The organism is Bradyrhizobium sp. CCGB12 (assembly GCF_024199845.1).
In the GTDB taxonomy this organism is placed as follows: domain Bacteria; phylum Pseudomonadota; class Alphaproteobacteria; order Rhizobiales; family Xanthobacteraceae; genus Bradyrhizobium.
Genome location: NZ_JANADO010000001.1, coordinates 180,378 through 203,898 on the forward strand (window position 1 = coordinate 180,378; position 23,521 = coordinate 203,898).

At 64.4% G+C, this 23,521-nt stretch carries 14 protein-coding genes; 2 read left to right on the plus strand and 12 right to left on the minus strand.

The annotated features are described in order from the left end of the window. The 5 genes from treZ to NLM27_RS00905 are packed head-to-tail and all read right to left on the minus strand — an operon-like array spanning position 1 to position 11,225. Positions 1–1,755 carry a malto-oligosyltrehalose trehalohydrolase gene (treZ, locus tag NLM27_RS00885; protein WP_254141538.1) on the minus strand — a complete coding sequence of 585 codons (1,755 nt, stop codon included), beginning with the start codon at positions 1,753–1,755 and terminating at the stop codon, positions 1–3. Continuing rightward, positions 1,752–3,830, minus strand: a complete 2,079-nt coding sequence (glgX, locus tag NLM27_RS00890; protein WP_254141539.1) for a glycogen debranching protein GlgX — start codon at positions 3,828–3,830, stop codon at positions 1,752–1,754. The genes treZ and glgX overlap by 4 nt, the downstream gene beginning before the upstream one ends. 3 nt (positions 3,831–3,833) lie before the next feature. Further along, the gene (gene glgB, locus NLM27_RS00895) at positions 3,834–5,981 is read right to left on the minus strand and encodes a 1,4-alpha-glucan branching protein GlgB (protein ID WP_254141540.1); all 2,148 of its coding nucleotides are present in this window, start codon (positions 5,979–5,981) and stop codon (positions 3,834–3,836) included. Next, positions 5,974–9,267 (minus strand): maltose alpha-D-glucosyltransferase, encoded by a 3,294-nt coding sequence (treS, locus tag NLM27_RS00900; RefSeq protein WP_254141541.1) that lies wholly within the window; start codon positions 9,265–9,267, stop codon positions 5,974–5,976. Before treS ends, glgB begins: the two co-directional genes overlap by 8 nt. Positions 9,268–9,278: 11 nt before the next feature. Further along, on the minus strand, positions 9,279–11,225 hold the full coding sequence (locus tag NLM27_RS00905; protein ID WP_254141542.1) for a maltotransferase domain-containing protein: 1,947 nt from the start codon (positions 11,223–11,225) through the stop codon (positions 9,279–9,281). Between the two features lie 204 nt (positions 11,226–11,429). Here NLM27_RS00905 and malQ point away from each other — a divergent pair, with 204 nt between their 5' ends. Together malQ and NLM27_RS00915 are read left to right on the plus strand one after the other, a co-directional pair. Continuing rightward, positions 11,430–13,391, plus strand: coding sequence for a 4-alpha-glucanotransferase (malQ, locus tag NLM27_RS00910; protein ID WP_254141543.1), 1,962 nt, complete (start codon positions 11,430–11,432; stop codon positions 13,389–13,391). A gap of 30 nt (positions 13,392–13,421) precedes the next feature. Then, entirely contained in the window at positions 13,422–15,224 is a 1,803-nt protein-coding gene (locus NLM27_RS00915; protein WP_254141544.1) for a glycoside hydrolase family 15 protein, read from the plus strand. A gap of 16 nt (positions 15,225–15,240) precedes the next feature. Here the strand turns inward: NLM27_RS00915 and NLM27_RS00920 are convergent, their stop codons facing one another. The 7 genes from NLM27_RS00920 to NLM27_RS00950 are packed head-to-tail and all read right to left on the minus strand — an operon-like array spanning position 15,241 to position 23,484. Beyond that, a complete protein-coding gene (locus NLM27_RS00920; RefSeq protein WP_254141545.1) occupies positions 15,241–15,918 on the minus strand; it encodes a phytanoyl-CoA dioxygenase family protein in 678 nt (225 codons plus the stop codon). A 25-nt stretch (positions 15,919–15,943) separates the two neighbouring features. Further along, positions 15,944–16,756 (minus strand): HAD family hydrolase, encoded by an 813-nt coding sequence (locus NLM27_RS00925; protein ID WP_254141546.1) that lies wholly within the window; start codon positions 16,754–16,756, stop codon positions 15,944–15,946. 47 nt (positions 16,757–16,803) lie between these two features. Beyond that, positions 16,804–17,334 carry a gluconokinase gene (locus tag NLM27_RS00930; RefSeq protein WP_254141547.1) on the minus strand — a complete coding sequence of 177 codons (531 nt, stop codon included), beginning with the start codon at positions 17,332–17,334 and terminating at the stop codon, positions 16,804–16,806. Then, positions 17,321–18,070, minus strand: coding sequence for a 6-phosphogluconolactonase (gene pgl / locus NLM27_RS00935; RefSeq protein WP_254141548.1), 750 nt, complete (start codon positions 18,068–18,070; stop codon positions 17,321–17,323). Before pgl ends, NLM27_RS00930 begins: the two co-directional genes overlap by 14 nt. After that, the gene (gene zwf, locus NLM27_RS00940; RefSeq protein ID WP_254141549.1) at positions 18,070–19,581 is read right to left on the minus strand and encodes a glucose-6-phosphate dehydrogenase; all 1,512 of its coding nucleotides are present in this window, start codon (positions 19,579–19,581) and stop codon (positions 18,070–18,072) included. The genes pgl and zwf overlap by 1 nt, the downstream gene beginning before the upstream one ends. Positions 19,582–19,623: 42 nt before the next feature. Next, positions 19,624–20,622 (minus strand): phosphogluconate dehydrogenase (NAD(+)-dependent, decarboxylating), encoded by a 999-nt coding sequence (gene gnd, locus NLM27_RS00945; protein WP_254141550.1) that lies wholly within the window; start codon positions 20,620–20,622, stop codon positions 19,624–19,626. Positions 20,623–20,634: 12 nt separating this feature from the next. Beyond that, positions 20,635–23,484 carry a bifunctional transaldolase/phosoglucose isomerase gene (locus NLM27_RS00950; protein ID WP_254141551.1) on the minus strand — a complete coding sequence of 950 codons (2,850 nt, stop codon included), beginning with the start codon at positions 23,482–23,484 and terminating at the stop codon, positions 20,635–20,637. Between the last annotated feature and the right edge of the window lie 37 nt (positions 23,485–23,521).

A 23,521-nucleotide genomic window follows, 5' to 3' on the forward strand; every position in this document is an offset into this window, starting at 1 on the left:
TCAACCTCCGAGATGCCAGACCACCGACCAGGGCGGAAGCCGCTCGCCGGCCTCGCCGCCCCAGATCGGCGTGCCCGCATTGCTGTTGGAATACGCGACGTCCTTGTCCGACAGATTGGCGGTCAGGCGTAGCGTCGCGCCGTCCCCCATGTGCCAATGTGCGGTGAGCAGGCCGGTATCTCCTGCCTCGGCATCGCCGAACCTTGCCCCCTTCAGCCGTGGCATGATCTCCTTGCGGCGGATCGCGAGCAGGTCTCGCACCAGCGCGAGCCGCGCGTCCTGTTCGGGCGTGCGGCCGGTCCAGTCCAGGACGGCCGATTGCAGCGTCGCCGGATCGAGCGGATCAGGGACTTCGTCGCCATATTTCTCATAGGCCCAGGCATATTCCTGCTTGCGCCCCTTGCGCACGGCGTCGGCCAATCCCCCCTGGAAGTCGCAGAAGAACGGGAAGGGCACCGTGGAGCCCCATTCCTCGCCCTGAAACAGCATCGGCACCATCGGCGCGAGCAGGGTAACCGCGAGCGCAGCCTCGATTTGCTTGGGCGAGGCCAGGCTTTCGAGCCGGTCGCCGAGCGGACGGTTGCCGATCTGGTCGTGGTTTTGCAGGAAGTTGACGAAGGTCGCTGGCGGCAACTCGCCGCTCGGCTCGCCGCGCGGTTTCTTACCCCAGAACTCCGAGATCTCGCCCTGATAGACGAAGCCTGACGCAAGCGCACGCGCAAGATCCATGCGTGGCGTTTGATAGTCCGCATAGTAGCCGGCGAGCTCGCCGGTCAGCATCACATGCCAGACGTGATGATAGTCGTCGTTCCACTGCCCGCGATATTTGCCGTTGGGCGGCTCCTGCGCGGCATCGAGCAGGCTCGCGCGATTGTCGCCATTCTCCAGCACGAGATGGATGTGCCGCCCCGTGGCCTTGGCGAGCTCGCCGGCGGCGACGCTGAGGTCTTGCAGCATCGATTGCTCGCCGGGGATCGCCATGATGTGGTTGGCGGCATCGAGCCTCAGGCCGTCGAAGCGATAGTCTGCGAGCCAGGACAGCGCATTCTCGACCGCGAAGGCACGCACCTGCGGCATGCGATAATCGATCGCGCTGCCCCAGGGCGTGTGCGCGTCGGTGAAGAAGGTCGGCGCATAGCGGCCGAGGTAGTTTCCCTCGGGACCGAAATGATTGTAGACGACGTCGAGGAACACCATGAGCCCGCGCAGATGCGCCTCGTCGATCAGCGTCTTCAGGTCTTCCGGCCGGCCATAGGCATTGTCGGGCGCATACCACAATACGCCGTCATAGCCCCAGCCGCGGCGCCCGGCGAAATCGGCCAGTGGCATCAATTCCAGCGCGGTGATGCCGGTTGCCGCGAGATGATCGAGCTTGTCGATCATGGCGCGGTAGGTGCCTTCAGGCGTGAAGGTGCCGACATGGGTCTCGATCAGCACCGTCTCCTCCCAGGGACGGCCGCGCCAATCGCGCGCGCGCCATACGAAGGCGTCGTGATCGATCACCTCGCTCGGGCCGAACACATCCTCGGGCTGGAACGCCGCGGCCGGATCGGGCACGTCGATCTCGTCGTCGATCCTGAATTTGTAGGGACTGCCGGCAGTCAGTCCGATAATCTCGGCCACATACCAGCCATCCTGCCGGCGCTGCATCGCGTGCCTTCGATCGAGCAGCAGATCGACACGGCGTGCGCCGGGCGCCCACAGCCGAAACGACACGCCGTCCTTGGTCGGCCTCGCCCCGAAAGATGGCCTCATAGGGCCCCCGCGAAGGCGAGCACGGAGCGCGGCGGCGCCTTGCTGTCGCTTCCGGGCAGGAAATCGATCGAGTTCAGCCTGGCTTCAGTCGTATTGAGAATCTGCTGCCAGCTCTTGTATTCGGTCATTTTGGGCAATTTGAATGCGATCTCTTCGGGGGCGGCGTTCAGAACGATAAAGATCGCAGCGCTGCCCGGTTCCATCGGCCCCATCACATAGGAGAGAAACCGCCCTTCGGGGAATTTCCAGTCGTTCTCCGTCATCTCGTCCCCGGCAGGTGTCAGCCACAGCGCACCGTAGGAGATGCCGTCCTTGGGACGGCCATCGAGCCAGCGATGGCTGCGCAGCTGCGAGAACCGGCGGCGGATGTCGGCGAGTTGGGCGACGAAATCGACCATGTCGTCGCCTTCCTTGCCGAGATTGTCCCAGCCGACCCAACCGACCTCGTTGTCCTGGCAATAGGCGTTGTTGTTGCCGGATTGCGAATTGCCGACCTCGTCGCCGGCGAGGATCAGCGGAACGCCTTGCGCCAGCATCAGGCAGGCCAGCACGTTCTTGCGAAGCTGCCGGCGCAGGCCGAGGATCTTCGGATCGTCGGTCGGGCCCTCGACGCCGCAATTGTTGCTGTGGTTGTCGTTGGAGCCGTCGCGATTGTCCTCGCCGTTGGCCTCGTTGTGCTTCTCATTGTAGCTGAAGAGGTCGGCGAGCGTGAAGCCGTCATGCACGGTGATGTGGTTGATGCTGGCGCGCGGCCGTCGGCCGTCGTGGTTGAAGAGGTCGGAGGATGCCGTCATGCGGCTGGAGATGTCGCCGATCAGGCTGCCTTCGCCGCTCCAGTAGCGGCGCATGGCGCTGCGGTAGCGGTCGTTCCACTCCGACCATTGCGAAGGAAAGGCGCCGACCTGGTAGCCGCCGAGCCCGAGATCCCAGGGTTCAGCGACGAGCTTGACGGTCGCCAGCACCGGATCCTGCCGGATCGCGGTCAGGAACGAGATGCCGCGATCAAAGCCGTTCGGGCCGCGCGCCAGCGTGGTGGCGAGATCGAAGCGGAAGCCGTCGACATGGCAAACCTCGACCCAGTAGCGAAGCGAATCCATCACCATCTGGAGCACGCGCGGATGGGTGAGGTTCACCGACGAGCCGCAGCCGGTGAAGTCGTCGTAATAGCGCGCGTTCTCGCGGTTCAGCCAGTAATAGGAGGCGTTGTCGATGCCGCGATAGCACAGCGTCGGGCCGAGGTGGTTGCCCTCGGCGGTGTGGTTGTAGACGACGTCGAGCATCACCTCGATGCCGGCGTCGTGCAGCCGCGCCACCGTGGTGCGGAAGGAATCGAGCGCGTTGTCCTGCGCGTAGCGCGGCTCGGGCGCGAAAAAGGACAGTGTGTTGTAGCCCCAGTAATTGGCGAGCTTCTTCTCCACCAGGATGCGGTCGTCGACGAAGCTGTGGATCGGCAGAAGCTCGATCGTTGTGACGCCGAGCCTCTTCAGATGCTCGATCATCGCCGGCGACGACAGGCCGCCATAGGTGCCACGCAAATTGGGCGGAACGTCGTCACGCTTCTGCGTCAGGCCCTTGGCGTGAGCCTCGTAGATGATGGTGTCTTCCCACGGGATGTTGGGACGGATCTCGCGTCGGCCCCAGTTGAAGGTCTCGTCGACGACGACGGCCTTGGGCATGCCGCGCGCATTGTCGCGCCGGTCGAAGGACAGGTCCTCGCGCGGTGAGCCGGTGCGGTACGCGAAGTGCGCATCGCTCCAGACCAGCCGTCCGGCAAGTCGCTTGGCATAGGGGTCGAGCAGCAGCTTGTTGGCGTTGAAGCGGTGGCCGTGCTCGGGCTCGTAGGGGCCGTGCACGCGATAGCCGTAGAGCTGGCCGGGCGAGACGTCGTTGAGATAACCGTGCCAGACGTCCTCGGTCTTTTCAGGCAATTCGATGCGCTCGAGCTCGCGGCGGCCTTGCGTGTCGAACAGGCACAGCTCGACCTTCTGCGCGTTCGCGGAGAACAGCGCGAAATTGGTGCCGCGTCCGTCCCAGCTTGCGCCGAGGCGTGCGGGCGATCCAGCAGTCAGGCGCATCGGTCAGCTTTCCGGAACGAGGAAGATCGCGGCAAGCGGTGGAATGGTGAGGCGAAGCTCGGGCGTCTTGCCGTCAACGGCATTGACCTCGCCGATGTTCCCGACATTGCTGCCGCCATAATGGGCGGAGTCCGAATTGAACACCTCTTTCCATTTGCCGGCAAAGGGTACGCGAACGCGATAGTTCTGATACACGTTCGGCGAGAAGTTGATGATCACCAGGCACCGTGCGTGCTCATCGAAGCCCTTGCGCAGCCAGGCGAACACGTTGCGGTTGGCATCGTCGGTGATCACCCATTCGAAGCCGGCCTGGTCGCAATCCATCTGGTGCAGTGCCGGCACCGTGCGATAGAGCCGGTTGAGATCGCGGATCAGCGCCTGGATGCCGGAATGGTATTTGTATTCGAGCAAGTGCCAGTCGAGCGACTCGTCGTGGTTCCATTCGCGGCTCTGCGCGATCTCCGCGCCCATGAACAACAGCTTCTTGCCGGGATGGCCGAACATGAAGCTGTAATAGGCGCGCAAATTCGCGAAGCGCTGCCATTCGTCGCCGGGCATCCGGCCGAGGATGGAGCGTTTGCCGTGCACGACCTCGTCATGCGACAGCGGCAGGATGAAGTTTTCCGAGAACGCGTAGTGCAGGCCGAACAGAATCTCGCCGTGATGGTACTTGCGGTGGATCGGATCCTTGCTGATGTAGTTCAGCGTGTCGTGCATCCAGCCCATGTTCCACTTGTAGCCGAAGCCGAGCCCGCCGAATTCGACCGGGCGCGAGACCTGAGGCCAGGCGGTGGACTCTTCGGCGGCCGTGGTCGCCTGCGGGAAGCGGGCGAAGACTTCGGTGTTGAAGCGGCGCAGGAAGTTGATGGCTTCGATGTTTTCGCGGCCGCCATACTGGTTCGGAATCCAGGCGCCCGGCGGGCGGCTGTAGTCGAGATAGAGCATGGATGCGACCGCATCGACCCGCAGCCCGTCGATCGCATAGCGCTCCATCCAGAACAGCGCGTTCGACACAAGGAAGTTCGTCACTTCAGTGCGGCCGTAATTGTAGATGAGCGTGCCCCAGTCGAGGTGGCGGCCCTGGAGCGGATTGGCGTGCTCGTAGAGCGCGGTGCCGTCGAAGCTGCCGAGGCCGTGCGGATCATCCGGGAAATGACCGGGCACCCAGTCGAGCAGCACGCCGACGCCCTCGCGGTGACAGGCATCGACCAGCGCGGCAAAGTCCTCCGGCGTGCCGAAGCGGCTCGTCGGCGCATAGAGTCCGGTGGGCTGGTAGCCCCAGGAGCCGTCGAAGGGATGCTCGCTGACGGGGAGGAATTCGAGATGGGTGAAGCCCATGTCGCGGGCATAGGCCGGCAGCAGCTCGGCCAGTTCGCGATAGGTCAGCCATTCATTGCCGTCCTTGCGCCGCCACGAGCCGAGATGGACCTCGTAGATCGACATCGGCGCCGACAGTGCGTTGATGCCCTCGGGCGCCGGGCGCGGCCGCGGCAGATGCGCCTCGTCGAAGACGATGGAAGCCGTCTTCGGTCGCACCTCGCTCGCGAACGCCATGGGATCCGATTTCAGCGGCAATAGATGGCCGTGAGGTCCAATGATCTCGAACTTGTAGTGATTGCCGGCTTTTGCATGCGGGATGAACAATTCCCAATAGCCGGCACCGCGGACCCGCATGGGATGGCGTCGCCCGTCCCAAAAGTTGAAGTCGCCGACGACGGACACGCGCCGCGCATTCGGCGCCAGCACCACGAAGCCGATGCCGTCGATGCCCTCGAGCCGCATTGGATGCGCGCCGAGCTTGTCATAAAGGCGCTGATGAGTGCCTTCGCCGAGAAGGTAAAGGTCGAAATCGGTCAGGATCGGCGGAAAGCGGTAGGCGTCCTCGAACTCGACGACCTGGCTGCCGAATTTTGCGCGCAGCTGGTAGTGCTTCGAGCCGTTGGGCAGAGCCCCGATGAACAGGCCGGAGGCGTGCACGCGGTCGAGCGGGGCGACTTCGCCGTGCTCGCCGACCGCCTCGACATTGGAGGCTTCGGGCAGGAACGCGCGCACCACGCTCTTCCCGCCCTCGGGATGCAGCCCGAGATAGTGGAAGGGATCGGAGTGGCGGCCCTCGATGATCGCGTAGGCCTCGGCAGGCAGTTTAGGCATGGGCTTCGCTCTCGGTACGGGACAGAATGCGAAGCAGTCCGGTCAGCGGCGCATGGAGCCCCTCAGGCCGGTGGGACAGCTCGTACTCTACTTCGTTGAACGCTCGATCAAGCAGGAAGAACCTTAACAGGCCTTCCGCGGATTGCGGATCTTCCGGCCAAAGCCGCCGATCGGTCATGGTTTCGCGATAGGCCGACAGGAAGGTTGCGGTGGCGCGCTCGCGCCATTCGACGAGCGCGCCCGTAAGCCGGCTCTGCTCGTCGGAGGCGCCCGTGAACGCGCGACCGAGGGCGGCGTTGACCGAAACATCAATCGAGTGGATCAGGCCCGCGACATCGCGCGCGGCCGGCGCCTTGCGCCGCTTGTCGGCCAATGGCACACGCGGATCGCCGTCGAGGTCGATGATGAAGATATCGTCCTTCACGATCAGAGTTTGCCCGAGGCGGAAGTCGCCGTGATGACGGATGTTCAACCCGCCGATTGCGGAAGGCAATAGCGCATTCAGACGGTCGGAGAGGGTCACGCGCGCCTCCGCGAGCCGATCGATCAGCGGCCGGTCCGCCTCCCGCAGGCCGTCGCGGCTGTCGGCCAGCCGCTCGAAAACCCGCTCGGCGCGTGCCTTGAGGTCGGATACGAGGCGCTTGACGTAGGCGGAGCCGATCGGCTCCGGGGCGAGATCGTCGGGCTTTGCCGCGGCCAGAGCGACATGCAGCTCGCCGAGGCGCCGGCCGATCTGACCGATGAAGTGCAGGTATGGCGCCTGCTCCTGGGTCTCGCGGAGCATTTCGCCCGGCGGCAATACGCGCTGCTCGTCGATATAGCGATCGAGATAGCCCGTCGTCACCGTCCAGCCGTCGCCCTGGTTCTCGACATAGGCATGCAGCACGCCGAGCGCGCTGCGCTGATCGCCCTCGACCAGCTCGACGCTGCCCAGCAGCGCCGGCGTATTGGCAAAGCGGGCGACCTCCGTGAGATAGTGGCCGATCTCGATCTCGGGACTGACACCGCTTTCGAGCCGACGATAGATCTTGGCGACGTATTGATTGTCGACCAACGCGGTGCTGTTCGACTGCTCGATCGTGCGGATGCGTCCGGGCTCCTTGATGATGTAATCGGAAAAGCGGCTGGTCGCCTTGAATTCCAGACGCAGATTGTTCTCTTCCACCGACAGGTTCTGCGACAGATTGCGCAAAAACAGGCCGATGAAGATCTGGTCGGTCGCAACGTCGAGCAGCGTGCCTTCGCGTGCGCCCTGGCGCACGGCGGCAAGCGCCTTCGGGTTGAAGCGCTCGCGGTCGAAGCGCACCCACTCGATCTGTAACGGCATCACGTAGCGTGTCGCCACGTCCTCCTGCTTGGTCTCGAAGAACGCGATCCAGGGCCGGTTGTCGCCGATGTCGCAGAACGGCACCGCCGAGGTCAGCGCGGTCTTGATGTGCTTGGGATTGTGCTCGGGATACCACCGCGTCCGTGACAGGAATCCCGGCAGCACGTCGCGCTCGAACACGCCGCGCTCGCGGGCGAGCGACACCCAGTTCGAATTCACCGGCACCACCAGCGTCTCGAATTCCGGCACCGCGCGCGGCGTCACCGGCTCGGACTTGTCGCGCTCGGTAAGCTGGAACCAGTAGAAGCCGTAGGGCCCCAGCGTGATCATGTAGGGCAGTTCGCCGATCGGGGGAAAGCGCGTGCGTCCCAGCATTTCCTGCGGGATGCGATCCTTCCAGGGCGACAGATCGAGCTCGGTCGCTTGCGCGGCGCGCGACAAATTGGCGACGCAGAGGATCACCTCGTCGCGGTATTGCCGGACATAGGCGAGCACGGCGCGGTTGGCCGGCCGGATGAAGGTCATGGTGCCGCGGCCGAAGGCGAGCGTCGACTTGCGCACCGAGATCAGCCGCTTGGTGGCGCTGAGCAGCGAGGACAGGCTGCGCGACTGCGCCTCCACGTTCACCGACTCGTAGCCGTAGACGGGATCCATGATCAGCGGCGCATAGAGGCGTGCCGGATCGCAGCGTGAGAAGCCGCCATTGCGGTCCGGGCTCCATTGCATCGGCGTGCGGACGCCGTTGCGGTCGCCGAGATAGATGTTGTCGCCCATCCCGATCTCGTCGCCGTAATAGATGATCGGCGTGCCGGGGAAGGACAGCAGCAGCGAGTTCATCAGCTCGATCTTGCGCCGGTCGTTGTCCATCAGCGGTGCAAGGCGTCGGCGGATGCCGACATTGATGCGCGCGCGTGGGTCGTTGGCGTAGGTGGTCCAGAGATAGTCGCGCTCGACGTCGGTGACCATCTCCAGCGTGAGTTCGTCATGGTTGCGCAGGAACAGCGCCCATTGGCAGGTCGCCGGGATGTCCGGCGTCTGGCGCAGGATGTCGGTGATCGGGAAGCGGTCTTCCTGCGCGATCGCCATGTAGATGCGCGGCATCAGCGGGAAGTGGTAGGCCATGTGGCACTCGTCGCCGCGGCCGAAATATTCCTGCACGTCCTCCGGCCATTGATTGGCCTCGGCCAGCAGCAGCTTGCCCTTGGAGTAGGCGTCGAGCTCCTGGCGCAGCCGCTTGATGATCGTATGCGTCTCGGGCAGGTTCTCGTTCGAGGTGCCCTCGCGCTCGCAGAGATAGGGAATGGCATCGAGCCGGAAGCCGTCGACGCCGGCATCCAGCCAGCGCTTCATCACCTGGATGAGGGCGCTGACCACGCGCGGATTGTCGAAATTGAGGTCCGGCTGGTGCGAGAAGAAGCGGTGCCAATAGAAGGCGCCGGCCTCGGGATCCCAGGTCCAGTTCGACTTCTCCGTGTCGGTGAAGATGATGCGCGTGCCCTGGTATTTCTGGTCGGTGTCGCTCCAGACGTACCAGTTGCGGGCGCTCGAGCCCGGCTGGCTGCGGCGCGCGCGCTTGAACCATTTGTGCTGGTCCGAGGTGTGGTTGACGACGAGCTCGGTGATGACGCGCAGGCCGCGCTTCTGCGCTTCCTGGATAAAGCGCTTGAAATCCTTCATCGAGCCAAAATCGGGATTGACCGAGCCGTAGTCGGCGATGTCGTAGCCGTCGTCGCGGCCCGGCGATGGATAGAACGGCAGCAGCCACAGCGCAGTGACGCCGAGCTCCTGAAGGTAAGGCAGCTTCTCGGTCAATCCGGCGAAGTCGCCGATGCCGTCATTGTTGCTGTCGGCAAACGCCTTGACGTGGAGCTGGTAGATGATGGCGTCCTTGTACCAGAGCTCGTCCACGATCTCGGCAGCCTCAATCTTTTTGGTGTCGACGGAAGACAGAACATTCATGGCGTGACCCCTTACGCCAGGCCGCGGAACAGGAGCGCCGGATCGCGGTCGGGATCGATACGCAACCTGATCCCGCCCCATTCGACGCGGGACTGTTCGCCGGTGAGGAGGTTTTCGAGTGCCGTCACGTGGTGTCGCTGCACGCCGGCGTCAACGGTGACGTCGCCGAGTGGCAGCCAGAATTCGCGCACATGGCGTGACAGCGCGATCACGATGACGACGGTGTTGGCGGGTTCGGCTGCCTCCTTGGCGAAGGCGATCGTCTCGCCGTCCTCGATGCCGAGGAAGCGCAGATTGGCCGTTTGCTGAAGTGCCGCATTCTCGTTGCGGATGCGGTTGAGTGCGGCGATATAGGGTTTGATGTTGCCGGGCTTGTTCCAGTCGCGCTGCTTGATCTGGTACTTCTCGGAATCCAGATATTCTTCACGGCCGGTGATCGCATCGTGCTCCAGCAGCTCGAAGCCGCCATAGATCCCGTAGCTGCCCGACAGCGTCGCGGCCAGCGCAAGGCGTGACTTGAATGCCCAGGCTTCGCCGCTCTGGAGGTGATAGGGCAACAGGTCGGCCGTGTTGACGAACAGGTTCGAGCGATAGAAGTCGCGTTCGGGATAGCGCGTCAGCTCGCCGAGATATTGCTCCAGCTCCCACCGCGAGGTGCGCCAGGGGAAATAGGTGAAGGACTGCGCGAAGCCGAGCTTGGCGAGCCCCTTCATCAGCTTCGGCCGTGCGAACGTCTTGGAGAACAGGATCACCTCGGGATGTCGGCGGCGTATGTCGCGGATCAGCCATTCCCAGAACGGAAGCGGCGCGGTGTCGTGATTGTCGAGGGCGAAGATGGTCACACCGTGATCGATCCAGAACAGCATGGCATCGCGAAACGCGTTCCACAGTCCGGCCCTGTCGACGGAGTTGAAATCGGGGATGACGATGTCCGAATAGGGGCCATCCGCCGCCCGCACCGAGCGGTCCGGCCGCCACTTGAACCATTCCGGATGTTGCATCAGCCAGGGATGGTCCGGTGAGCATTGCACGGCGAAGTCGAGCGCCAGTTCGAGGCCGTATTCCAGGCAGGTCGCGACCAGCGCGCGGAAATCCTCGATCGTGCCGAGCGCGGGATGTAGCGCATCGTGTCCGCCTTCCGTCGTGCCGATCGCATAGGGCGAGCCGGGATCGCCCTCGCTCGCCACCGGCGCATTGTTGCGACCCTTGCGGCGGGTGCGGCCGATCGGGTGGATCGGCATGAAGTAGAGCACGTCAAAGCCCATCGCGGCGATGTCGGGCACGCGGGCGATGCAGTCTCGCAGCGTGCCGTGCCGGCCGGGGATCCGGCTCTGGCTGCGCGGCATCATCTGGTACCAGGCGCCAAAGCGCGCCTTGTCGCGGTCGATGGTCAGCGGGAACGAGGGCGAGCGGCTGAGATCGGGCCGCGACTGGCTCTCGGCCATGGCTTCGCCGAGCTCGGTTGCGAGCAGGGGGCTGACGTCGCCGCTCTGAAGATAGTCCTCGCACTGCCTGATGATGACCACTGCTGCGTCTTGCCGCGCGCCATGCGCCTTGGTCAAGAGGCCGGCACCCTCGATCGCGTCGAGCGTGACATCCGCACCGGAGCGCTGCTTGCGCGCGACGCCGTGGGACCAGGTGGCGAATTCGTCGGTCCAGGCTTCAATGGCGTAGAGGTATGGACCGGCCTCGGTCGGGACGAAGGCGCCCGACCAGCGGTCGTTGCCGTGGCGCGTCATAGGCTCACGCCGCCATTCGCGGTCCTGCTCCCGGCGCCACAGCAACGCGGCGCCGATCACGGCATTGCCGTCGCGATAGACGTCGGCCCAGACCTCCACGCGGTCGCCCGCGATCCGCTTCACGGCGAAGCGGCCGCCGTCGATCAAGGGATAGACGTCTTCGATGAGGAAAGCGCTGCCGGCTGCGGCACTTTCGACGGTTTGAATTGTCTTGTTCACGGTGATGCCATTGACAAGAAAGCAGGAGCCCGTTTCCCTTGTCGGGAACCCACGCTTGGTACCTATATAGAAAGCCGGTTGTGTGTCATTAGTTCCCTCGGGAACGGCCGGCGCGGTTTGCGAGTTAAGCCGGACTAACGTCTTCCACCGCCTCGTTAAAATCGATGCCCCCGGCCAAAGAATGGCCTGCAAGCTGCGTGCCGAATGGATCTTTTAGCTCAAGCCCGGATCAAGGGCGTTCAATCCGAATTCGTCGATGCCCTGGGGAAGCTGCGGGTCACCGATCCCGGGGCCCTCAAATTGATCCTCGACGCCCTGCCGGAGAAGCGGGTCTACCGCTTTGTCGGCGGCCCGGTCGTGGTGCGCGCCTTAGGGCATCCGCGTACGCAATTGGCGTCCACCGGTGCGCCGCCGCTGCAATGGAAATTGTCCGCAAACGGCAAATTGATCGCGCAGGGCGAGACGCGCGAGCCCGTGATTGCCTGGCCTGCCGGCCTTCCACTCGGCTATCACCGGTTGACACTGACCGATGCCGAAGGTGTGACGGAAGAGGTGCCGATGATCGTGGCGCCCGAGCGCGCCTTCGGCGGCGATTTCGACCGCGGCTGGCTGCTTGCCGTGCAGCTCTACAGCGTCCGCTCCAACCGTAATTGGGGCATTGGCGATTTCACGGACCTGACCGATCTCGTCCGCCTCGCCAAGCATTTGGGGGCCGACGGTGTCGGGCTCAATCCGCTGCATGTGCTGTTCGACAACCATCCGGCTGATTGCAGCCCGTATTCGCCCAACAGCCGGCTGTTTCTCAATCCGCTCTATATCGACGTCGAGGCGATCCCGGAATTTTCCGCCGACCTCGTGCCGGACGCCGCCGCGACCGCAGCGCGCCTGCGCGAAGGCGATCGCGTACCCTATACGGACATGGCGGCGCTGAAATGGCTGGGGCTGCGCGCCGCCTTCAACAGCTTCGTGACGAGCGCGAGCCAAGCGCGCCGTCAGGAGTTTGACGCCTTCCGCGCCGCCCGCGCGCCGCTGTTGTCGCGCTTTGCCTGCTTCGAGGTGCTGCGCCATCGGTTCGCGGCGCCGTGGTGGGAATGGCCGGCGGAATGGCAACAGCCTGACAATGCGAGATGCGCCCAGCTGCGCAACGGCCCTGACAATCGCGACGTCGAGTTCGTCGAATTCGTGCAATGGACGGCTGACAGCCAGTTGCACGCCGCCAAGGAGCTGGCCAGCCGGCTCGGCATGCGGGTCGGGCTCTATCTCGACGTTGCCGTCGGCGTGCAATCCAACGGCTTCGATGCCTGGAACGAGCAGATGGCGATTTCCCGCCATCTGGCCGTCGGCGCGCCGCCCGACGTGCTCAATACCGTCGGCCAGGACTGGGGCCTCGCCGGTTTCAACGCCGGTGGCCTGGAGGCCCAATCCTTCGTGCCGTTCGCCGACATGCTCGCAGCTTCGATGCGCCATGCCGGCGCCATCCGGCTCGATCACGTGCTCGGCTTGAAGCGGCTCTATCTGGTGCCGCGCGGTTTCAAGCCCGACAACGGCGCCTATGTGCAGATGCCGTTCGAGGCACTGCTGGCCGCGGTCGCACGCGAGAGCGCTACCCATAAATGCATCGTGATCGGCGAAGACCTCGGCACCGTGCCGGAAGGTTTCCGCGAGACCATGCAGGATTTCGGCATCTGGTCCTATCTCGTCATGATGTTCGAGCGCGACGACGCCGGCTATTTCCGCAACGTCGACCACTACCGGCCCAACGCGCTGGTCACGCTGAACACCCACGACCTGTCGACCTATGCCGGCTGGCGCTCCTTCAGCGACCTCAAGATGAAGCTTTCGCTTGGGATCGACCCCGGCGAAAACGAGCAGGCGCGCTGGGACGCGCTCGGCAGGCTCGACGAGATCCTGCGCCAGAACGGCATCAACGCCAACGATCTCTATTCGGTGCTCGCCTTCCTGTCGCGCACGCCGTCGCGGCTGCTCGCGGTGTCGATGGAGGATCTGCTCGGCGTGATTGACCAGCCCAACATTCCCGGTACTATCGACGAGCACCCGAACTGGCGCCAGCGGCTGCCCGTTGCGCTCGACCAGATTGCCTCAAAGGTCGATCTCGCAGCTTTGAAGGCCGCGACGCGGGAACGGTCGTTGACCGGCAGGAGTTGATCGGCCGGGGATTTTCAGGCTCGCAAAGCATTGTCGCAGAAGATCGAAGATTATGCGCTGATCGGCGACTGCGAGACCGCTGCGCTTGTGGGGCGCAACGGCTCGATCGACTGGCTGTGCTGGCCGGCCTTCGATTCCGATGCCTGCTTTGCTGCGATCCTCGGTACCCGCAAGAACGGCCGCTGGCTGATCGCCCCGAGCGAGGATGTCACCAAGACATCGCGCCGCTATCTCGGCGATACCCTCATCCTCGAAACCCGCTTCGAGACGAAGAGCGGCACCGTCGCGCTGATCGACTTCATGCCGCCGCGCGGCAAGGCGTCCGATATCGTGCGCCTGGTGCGCGGTGTCAGCGGCACCGTGAAGATGCGGATGGAGCTCGTGATCCGCTTCGGCTTCGGCGTCGACATTCCCTGGGTGCGACGGATCGACCATTCCCTGATGGCAATCGCCGGCCAGGACATGACCGTGCTGCGCACGCCCGTCGAGACCCGCGGCGAGGATCTGACCACGGTCTCCGACTTCGAGGTGAGGGCCGGCGAGACCGTGCCGTTCGTGTTGACCTATGGCCCTTCGCATATCGAGCCGCCCGCGCCGATCGACCCGGAGCTTGCGCTTCAGGAGACCGAGAAATTCTGGCAGGAGTGGTGCAGCCATTGCAGTCGCGATGGCGAGTATCACGACCTCATCTTGCGCTCGCTGATCACGCTGAAGGCGCTGACCTTCGGCCCGACCGGCGGCATCGTCGCGGCACCGACCACCTCACTGCCGGAAAAGCTCGGCGGCGCCAGGAACTGGGACTACCGCTTCTGCTGGCTGCGCGATGCCACCTTCACTCTGCTGGCGCTGATGAACTCGGGCTATACCGAGGAAGCCCTGGCCTGGCACAATTGGCTGTTGCGCGCCGCTGCGGGTTCTCCATCGAACATGCAGATCATGTACGGCATCTGGGGGCAGCGCCGCCTGCTGGAATGGGAGGCGGGCTGGCTGGCGGGCTATGAGGGCGCGCAGCCGGTGCGTGTCGGCAATGCCGCGCATGCGCAGCTCCAGCTCGACGTCTATGGCGAGTTGATCGACGCCTTCCACCAGTCGCGCATGGCCAAGCTCAAGCTCGATGATGAAACGACCTGGGCGCTGGAATGCGCGGTGCTCCAGCATCTCGCCGAGGTCTGGGATCATCCCGACCACGGCATCTGGGAGCGTCGCGGCCAGCCCCGGCACTACGTCTTCTCAAAGGTCATGACCTGGGTCGCGTTCGACCGCGGCATCAAGAGTGCGGAGACCTTCGGCTTCAAGGCGCCGCTCTTGCACTGGCGCGCCTTGCGTGAGGCCATTCATCGGGACGTCTGCAACAAGGGATTTGACGCGGAGGAAAATGCGTTCGTCGAATCCTACGGCTCGAAACTGCTCGATGCCAGCGTGCTGCTGCTGCCGGCCGTCGGCTTCCTGCCGCCATCGGACCCGCGCATCCGCGGCACCATCGCTGCCGTCGAAAGGCACATGATGCGCGACGGTTTTGTGCTGCGGCACGATCCGCGCGAAGTGTCCGAGGAGAAACAGCCGATCGAGGGCGCGTTCCTGGCCTGCACCCTTTGGCTCGCCGATGCCCATGTGCTGGCAGGCGATCTCGACAAGGCGCAGCTGCTGCTCGATCGCATGGTCGGCATCGCCAACGACGTCGGGCTGCTGGCCGAGGAATATGATTCAGGCGCGCGGCGCCAGACCGGCAACTTTCCGCAGGCGCTGACCCACATCGCGCTGATCAACACCGCGCACAATCTCTCCGCGGCAAGGCAGGAGAGCGAGAAGCCGGCCGTGCAGCGGTCGAAGTAATGACGGTCGCTTGCCCCTAGACCCCGAGCCACTCCAGGCCGCCGGGAAGCTCGTCGACGGCAAAATCGACCTGTAACACACGGCGATGCATCGGTGTGGTGGCCGCGTCCGATGCATGGAGGATGGGCGTCGCATAGAGCCAGATGTCGCCGGGCTCAGCCAGGCACGCGACCGTGCCGCAACGTCTGACGACGTCGTTCACATCCTCCCCGGCAATCCGCCCAAGCTTGTGCGAGCCGGGCGCGATCAGCAGCGGCGCATTGCCTGCCGTGACCTGATCGATATGAACCCGCAGCGTCACCATGCCCGACAGCAGTGCAAAGGGCGGTTCGACGTGTTGCATACCGCTCTTGATGCTCCAGGTCTCGAAACCATCAACGGCGACGCGTTCCTTCACGGCGATGGTGCGATCCTGATGCCAGCCCAGGGCCCAGTTGGTCGCGGCGGTCTTGTCGAACAAGATGGCTCTGACCGGACGGGAAGCATCGCCAAGCACCGACGCGGCGCAGCTTCCGATGGGTCCACCCGCGGCCAGGAAGGGCACGAGCCCCTCGACGCCGCGCAGCCTCAATCCGGCGTGATCGGGCGGCAAATGGGACAGAATTGCCTTGAGTTGGTGCAGTTGATCTGAGGTCAGCGCCCGCCGGAACAGCTGCGCGCCATCATTCAGAAAAGTGAGCCGTTCAAGTCCCAAAGTCGCGCACCGAAGGTCGATCGTCCTAGCCGACCCCATTCCGCTTCAAAATCATCTCCATCGCCTCCGCAAATCCATCCTGCTCGTTGGTCGCGGTGACGTGGGTGGCCTGGTCCTTGACGTCGTCGGTGGCGTTGCCCATGGCGATCGAGACGCCGCTGACGCGAAACATCGCGAGGTCGTTCTGCATGTCGCCGATGGTGGCGATCGCCTCGGTCGCAATGCCCAGGCGCTTGGCCATGGCCTGCACGAAGGTGCCCTTGTCGAAGCCGGGCGGGGTGATGTCGAGATAGTAGGTTTGCGAGCGCACCGCGGTCGCCTCGCGGCCGAGCGCCTCCTGCATCGCCTTTTCGCAACGCTCGAGGCCGGCGGCATCGGCGCTGGCGCCGACGATCTTGCAGGCGCTCGCAAGATACGGCGAAAAATCGGTCACGATGGTCGGATCGGAGCGGATCGTGTGCCGCTCATGCGCGACGTACTTGCCGCTTGGGTTGTCGATCAGCCATTTGTCGGTGGTGAAGAGCCAGATGTCGGCGCCGAAGTCCCGGAGGATCTGCAAGGAGCGCTCGGCCGCACCCGCCGGAATCAGGTGCTGCTCGACCGGCTTCATCTCGGGATCGACGATCGAGGAGCCGTTGAAAGGACCGACCGGCAGCCACAGCGCCAGCGGCTCGATCAGGAAGCGCATGCCGATGGCGGGGCGGCTGGAGGTGATGGTGAAACCGATGCCGGCCTGGTGCAGCCGCTGCACGGCAGACCTCGCGCGCTCGGTCAGCGTCTTGTCCTTGGTCAGCAAGGTGCCGTCGACGTCGGAGACGACCAGTGAGATCTTCGTCATGGCAGGACCTTAAGGTTCAGGTTTCTTGAAGGTTCAGGTTCTTGGCCTCAGCGCTTCGTCCCGCCCAGTTTCAACTGCCGCACCACGCCGTCCACGATCGCCTCGACGGATTCGTCGATCGAGACCGTGATGACGTGCTCGCCCGCCTCCGGCGGCTCCAGTGTGTTGAACTGGCTCGTCAATAGCTCTGGGGGCATGAAATGACCCTTGCGGCGTGCAAGGCGCTCCGCGATCAGCTCCTTCGTGCCCTTCAGGAAGACGAAGCAGACGTCGTCGCGACCACGCAGCAGTACGTCGCGATAGGTGTGCTTCAGCGCCGAGCAGGCAATGATGACGTGCTCGCCTTTGTCGCAGACCCGCGCAATCTCGTCGGCGATGGCGTTGAGCCAGGGCCAGCGGTCCTCGTCGGTGAGCGGATGGCCGGCCCGCATCTTCTCGACATTGCTGGCAGGGTGGAAGCCGTCGCCGTCCCTGAAGCGCCAGCCGAGGCGTTCGCCCAGCGCCTCCGCAACCGTGCTCTTGCCCGAGCCCGACACGCCCATCACGATCAACGCACAAGGTGCTTCAACGCCCGCCACGAATTCCCTCCGGAAGCGCGGCCTGGTCGACCAGCCAGACGGTCTCACCATTCGAGCGCGCGCGTAACGCCGGCAGAGTCTCGCCATTGAGGAGGCGCGTCAAGATCGCCTGCTTGTCGTGCCCGGCAATCTCGAACAGCATTTCGCGGCAGGAGGCCAGAACGGTCAGGGTGAGCGAGACCCGCGGCACGAAAGGCGCGACATTGGCCTTGGGCACCCCGACGACCCAGCGCTCGGTCTCCTCGATTTCGGGGTAGCCGGGAAACAGCGAGGCGGTGTGGCCGTCCGGGCCCGCGCCCATCAGGACCATGTCGAATAGCGGCCGCGCCGGATCGAGCTTTTCAGTGCCGTAAAAGGCTTGCAGCTCGTGCGCATAGGCCTCGGCGCTGCGATCGGGATTGTCGGCCGTGGTCGGGATGGGGTGGACATGGCCGGAGGGTGCACTGCGATCGAGAAAGGCCGCGCGCGCGACCGCCATGTTGTTGAGCGGATCGCTTTCGGGGACAAAGCGCTCGTCGCCGATGAACCAGTGCACGCGGTCCCACGGAATCCTGCCGCGCCAGGCATCGCTGCCGAGCAATTGATAGAGCTTCTTCGGGCTGGAGCCGCCGGTCAGGCAGATCGCGATGCGCCCAGGGTTGGCGGCGATCCGTGTCATCACGCGTTCGGCCGCGGTCTGCGCCAGGGCCTCGGTGTCGGCCGCGACGATCAGCTTCGGCTGGTCGGCTGCTGCCATCACGAGTACTTCCGCCAGCTTCGCCCGTCGCGCCGGAGCAACTCGTCGGCACAGGCCGGGCCGTCGCTGCCGGCTTCATAGGTTTCAACGCCGTTGGTGCCCGCGCTCTTCCAGGCGTCCAGGAACGGCTGCACCGCCTGCCATCCAGCCTCGATGCCGTCGGCGCGTTGGAACAGGATGTTGTCGCCGATCATGCAGTCATAGATCAGCGTCTCGTAGCCGGTTGAGGGATCGGCGCGGAAATAGTCGCCGTAGCGGAATTTCATCTCGACACCGTCAATGGTGACACTCGGCCCCGGAATCTTGGCGTTGAACTGAAGCTCGATGGTCTCGGTCGGCGCGATGCCGATGGTGAGGAAATTCTGCGACAGGCGATCGACTGTCGTGCCTGAAAACATCGACAGCGGCGCCTGCTTGAACTTGATCGCGACCTCCGTGCGCTTGTGGCCGAGCGCCTTGCCGGTACGCAGATAGAACGGCACGCCGGCCCAGCGCCAATTGTCGATCATCAGTTTCAGCGCGACAAAGGTTTCGGTGGTACTGCCGGGCTTGACGTCCTCGGTCTTGCGATAGTCAGGGATCTCGTCATCGCCGATGCGTCCCGAGAGATATTGTGCGCGCACCGAGCTCTTCAGCGCTTCCTCCTGGTTTGGCCGCTGGATCGCGGTGAGCACCTCGGCCTTTTCGGAGCGAACCGAATGCGCGTCGAAGCGCGCCGGCGGCTCCATTGCGACCAGCGACATCAGCTGGAACAGATGGTTCGGTACCATGTCGCGCAGTGCGCCGGTGGCGTCGTAGAAGCCGCCGCGATGGCCGACGCCGAGCTTCTCCTCCACCGTGATCTGGATGTGGTCGATGTGGTTGCGATTCCAGATCGGCTCGAACATGCCGTTGGCAAAGCGCAGCACCAGGATGTTCTGCACCGTTTCCTTGCCGAGGTAATGATCAATCCGGTAGATCTGGTGCTCGTCCATGATCTTCAAGAGCTCGGCATTCAGCGCGCGGGCCGAGGCGAGGTCGGTGCCGAACGGCTTCTCGATCACGAGGCGCCGCCAGGCACCGTTCTCCTTCATCAGCCCTGTGCGGCCGAGCTCACGCGCGGTCGGTGCGAAAGCCGCGGGCGGGGTGGCGAGGTAGAACAGCCGGTTGCCGCCGGTGCCTCGCGAGCATTCCAGCGAATCCAGATGCGCGTGCAAGCGATCGAAGGAGGACGGATCCTTGGGATCCGCCTCGACGAAGGTCACGCATTCCAAAAGCCGCTTGGCGACGTCGTCGTCCACGGGACGCGTCGCGAATTCGCGCAGGCCCTTCATCAGGCTCTCGCGCAGCTCGTCATCCGACTGGCCGCTGCGGGCCACGCCGACGACGCAGAACTTTTCCGGCAGCAGGTGTTCGGCGGCGAGATTGTAGAGCGACGGAATCACGAGGCGGTGAGTGAGATCGCCGGTCACCCCAAAGATGACGAAGGCGCAATTTTCCGGCTTGCGCTTTGCTTGCGGGTCTTTTGTCACGAATGATTGGCCTTCGCTTTGTTACGCTTGGCTTTGTTAGGCTTACTTGGGTTTTGAAGCGCCCGGCTGCTTCGGCTCCTTGTGGCCGCCGAACCCCGCACGCATCGCGGAGAGAATTTTTTCGGCAAAGGTGTGTTCCTTGCGGGAACGGAAACGTGTGTAGAGCGCCGCGGTCAAAACTTCGGCAGGCACCGCTTCATCGATGGCCGCATTCACGGTCCAGCGGCCTTCCCCGGAATCCTCGACGAAGCCGGAATATTCCGCGAGCTGCGGGCTGTCGGCGAGCGCGGTGGAGGTGAGGTCGAGCAGCCAGGATGGGATCACGCTGCCGCGCCGCCACACTTCGGCGATGTCGGCGAGATCGAAATCGTAGCGGTGATCGGAAGGCAGTGCCTCGATATTGGCGTTCCTGAGGATGTCGAAACCTTCGGCATAGGCTTGCATCAAGCCGTATTCGATGCCGTTGTGGATCATCTTGACGAAGTGGCCGGCGCCGACCGGGCCGGCATGGATGTAGCCCCGCTCGATGCGGGGATCGCGCCCCTCGCGTCCCTCCGTGCGCGGAATGTCGCCGGCGCCGGGCGCCAGTGCGGCGAAGATCGGATCCAGCCGGTCGACCACCTGTTTCTCGCCGCCGATCATCATGCAATAGCCGCGGTCGAGACCCCAGACGCCGCCGGAGGTGCCGACGTCGACATAGTGGATGCCGCGCTCCTGCAGCGCCTTGCCGCGGCGAACATCGTCCTGCCAGAAGGTGTTGCCGCCGTCGATGATGACGTCGCCAGCCTGCATCACACCGGCGATCGTCTCGATCGTGGTCTCGGTGATGCGCCCTGCAGGCAGCATCACCCAGGCCGTGCGCGGACGCTCGAGTTTCGAGACGAATTCCTCGAGCGTCGCCGATCCTGTTGCACCGTCGGCGGCAAGGCCTGCGACGGCCTTGGCGTCCTTGTCGTAGACCACGGTCGAATGTCCGTGACGCATCAGGCGGCGAACGATGTTGCCGCCCATCCGGCCGAGGCCGATCATGCCGAGTTGCATTGAGAGATTCCTCTAGTTCAGCGCGTCGTTAAGCGCTGCATTGAGCGCCGCGAGACCTTTCTTGACCCCGCCTTTCAAATGCACGCGCAGTGCTCGTCGGCCACGTTCGGTGAGCACGTCGAAATCGCCCCGCGCCTGCGCCGCCTTGATGATTCCGAAACTGGCCTTCTGGCCCGGTACCGACAGGTCCTTGGCATCGTCGGCCGTGATCTGGAGGAACACGCCGCTATCCGGTCCGCCCTTGTAGGCCTGCCCGGTGGAGTGCAGGAAGCGCGGTCCGAACTCGGCGCAGGTCGCGACATGCCGCTTCTCGCGCACTTCGAGCCGCATGGCCTGGAGTGCGTCGATGGTGGTCTTGTCACGCGCGATGTAGCCGAGCAGGGCGACATAGTCGCCATCGCCCGATCGCGACAGATGCGCTTTCAGCCAGGAGGTGAGGTCGCCATTGGCGCCGGCGGCACGCAGTGCCGCCGCGTTGGTCTCGTCCGTGTAGAGATCGGCCTCGTCGGTGCTGACCACCGGCTCCTCTTCCGGCAGCGCGCCGGTCTTCTCGAACGACGCGGTCAGCTCGTGGGTCTTGATCTTGGCCGCTTCCACGTCCGGCTGGTCGAACGGGTTGATACCGAGGATCGAGCCTGCCACGGCCACCGCCATCTCGAAGCGGAAGAACTCCTGGCCGAGATGGTCGATCGACTTCATGACGATGCGCACCACGGGATGGCCGGCCGCCTCGATCGCGGCAAGCTGGGAGTCGTGGGCGGGGTCAGCCTCGCCGTCGATGCGGATATCGATGAAGAAGCGGTCGTTGCCGTAGACCGAGGGGTCGCCCAGCGGCTCGCCCTCGATCGGGATCAGGCCCTTGCCCTCCTTGCCGGTCGATTCCGCGATGAGCTGCTCGGCCCAGGCGCCGAAATCGGCGATCTTCTTCGATGCGAGGATCGTCACCTTGTCGCGGCCTTCGAGGCCGGCGAGGCCCATGGCAAGACCGAGTTGCACGCCCGGGTTCTCAGCTGGCGGTACGTCCGGCCCGCAGGAGCGGGCCATCGCGAGCGCATGCTTGACGAAGGTCTTGACGTCGATGCCGGCCGTTGCCGCCGGCACAAGGCCGAACGGCGAGAGCACGGAGTAGCGTCCGCCGATCGAAGGCGCGCCGTGGAAGACGCGGGCGTAGTTGAGCTTCTTCGCAGCCTTCTCCAGCGACGAACCGGGATCGGTCACCGCGATGAAGCGGTGGCCGGTCTTCACCTTCGGCCCGACCGCCTTCGCCACCTGCTCATGGAAATAGTCCTTCATCGCGTTCGGCTCGGTGGTGCCGCCTGATTTGCTGGAGACGATGAACACGGTGTTGGCGATGTCGATCCTTGCCTCCATCGCCCGCACCTGTGCCGGATCGGTGGAATCCAGCACGTGCAGTTTCGGGAAGCCGGACTTCTTGCCGAAGGTCTCGGCCAGCACCTCAGGCCCGAGGCTCGATCCGCCCATGCCGAGCACGACGGCATCGGAGAATTTCTGGCCCTTCACGCGGCCCGCATAATCCTCGTAGTCGGCGATGTCGGCCTTGGCCGCGCTGTCGAGCCAGCCCAGCCATTTGTCCTCGTCCGTGCCGGTCCAGACCGACTTGTCGCGCTGCCATAGCCTGCGGATCTTGGTGGACGCACGCCACTCCTCGGTGCTCTCAGCCACCGCCTTGCCGAGCCCGTCACCGAGCGAGAGAGACTGCCGGTCGAGCGCGGGCCCAAGCACGGTGGCGCGCTTGTGGGCGACGGCGCCATAGAGCTTGTCGGCGGCGTCGGCGAACAGCTTGACGCCGTCCTTGACCAGCTCCTCGGTGATGGCATCGAGCGAGATGCCCGAGCGCTCCAGCTCCTCCAGCACGCGCCGTGCGTCATCGATATTCTCTTCCAGGCTGTCGCGCGGCTTGCCGTGGTCGCGGAATGCATCGAGCGTTGCCGGCGGCACGGTGTTGATGGTGTCGGGGCCGATCAACTCCTCGACATAGAGGACGTCGCTGTAGTCCTTGTTCTTGGTGCCGGTCGAGGCCCACAGCATGCGCTGCGGCCTGGCGCCCCTGGCGGCGAGCTTGTCCCAGCGCGCCCCCGAAAACAGCCGCTTGTAGTCCTGATAGGCGAGCTTGGCATTGGCGATCGCGACCTTGCCCTTGAGCGCAGCGAGCCGCTCCTTTTCGGACGGATCGTTGGCGCGGGCGATCTTCTCGTCGAGCTGCTTGTCGACGGCCGAGTCGATCCGGCTGACGAAGAAGCTCGCGACGCTCGCCACATGCGAGGGATCACCGCCGCCGGCGACGTATTTTTCGAGACCGGCGATGTAGGCTTCGGCCACTTGGAGGTAGACCTCCTTGGAGAACAGCAGCGTGATGTTGATGCTGATGCCCTCGCCAATGAGCTGCTCGATCGCCGGCAGGCCCTCCGGCGTCGCCGGCACCTTCACCATCAGGTTCTTGCGATCGACGTCCTTCCAGAGCCGCCGCGCCTCGGCGACCGTGCCGGCGGTGTCCATCGCGAGGTAGGGCGAGACTTCCAGGCTGACATAGCCGTCGCCTCCCTTGAGGTGGTCGTAGACCGGGCGCAGCACGTCGGCAGCGTTCTGGATGTCCTCGATCGCGACGGCCTCGAACAGGTCGGCCACGGTCCGGTCGCCGCGCTTCAGCGCCTTGCCGATCGGGGCGTCATACTCGTCCGAGCTGCCGATCGCCTTCTCGAAGATCGAAGGATTGGAGGTGACGCCTTTGACGCCGTCGGTGTCGATCAGTCGCTTCAGGTCGCCGTTGGCGATGAAGCCGCGGGCCAGGAAGTCCAGCCAGACGGCTTGTCCGTGCTTTTCCAGTTCTTTGACGGGATTCATGATGTTTATTTATCTCCAAGCCTGCGGGCGAGGGGTT

Excerpts from the sequence above, each read along its gene's own strand:
- treZ (WP_254141538.1), bottom strand. The coding sequence starts at position 1,755 with ATGAGGCCATCTTTCGGGGCGAGGCCGACCAAGGACGGCGTGTCGTTT.
- glgX (WP_254141539.1), bottom strand. The coding sequence starts at position 3,830 with ATGCGCCTGACTGCTGGATCGCCCGCACGCCTCGGCGCAAGCTGGGAC.
- glgB (WP_254141540.1), bottom strand. The coding sequence starts at position 5,981 with ATGCCTAAACTGCCTGCCGAGGCCTACGCGATCATCGAGGGCCGCCAC.
- treS (WP_254141541.1), bottom strand. The coding sequence starts at position 9,267 with ATGAATGTTCTGTCTTCCGTCGACACCAAAAAGATTGAGGCTGCCGAG.
- malQ (WP_254141543.1), top strand. The coding sequence starts at position 11,430 with ATGGATCTTTTAGCTCAAGCCCGGATCAAGGGCGTTCAATCCGAATTC.
- NLM27_RS00925 (WP_254141546.1), bottom strand. The coding sequence starts at position 16,756 with ATGACGAAGATCTCACTGGTCGTCTCCGACGTCGACGGCACCTTGCTG.
- pgl (WP_254141548.1), bottom strand. The coding sequence starts at position 18,070 with ATGGCAGCAGCCGACCAGCCGAAGCTGATCGTCGCGGCCGACACCGAG.
- gnd (WP_254141550.1), bottom strand. The coding sequence starts at position 20,622 with ATGCAACTCGGCATGATCGGCCTCGGCCGGATGGGCGGCAACATCGTT.
- NLM27_RS00950 (WP_254141551.1), bottom strand. The coding sequence starts at position 23,484 with ATGAATCCCGTCAAAGAACTGGAAAAGCACGGACAAGCCGTCTGGCTG.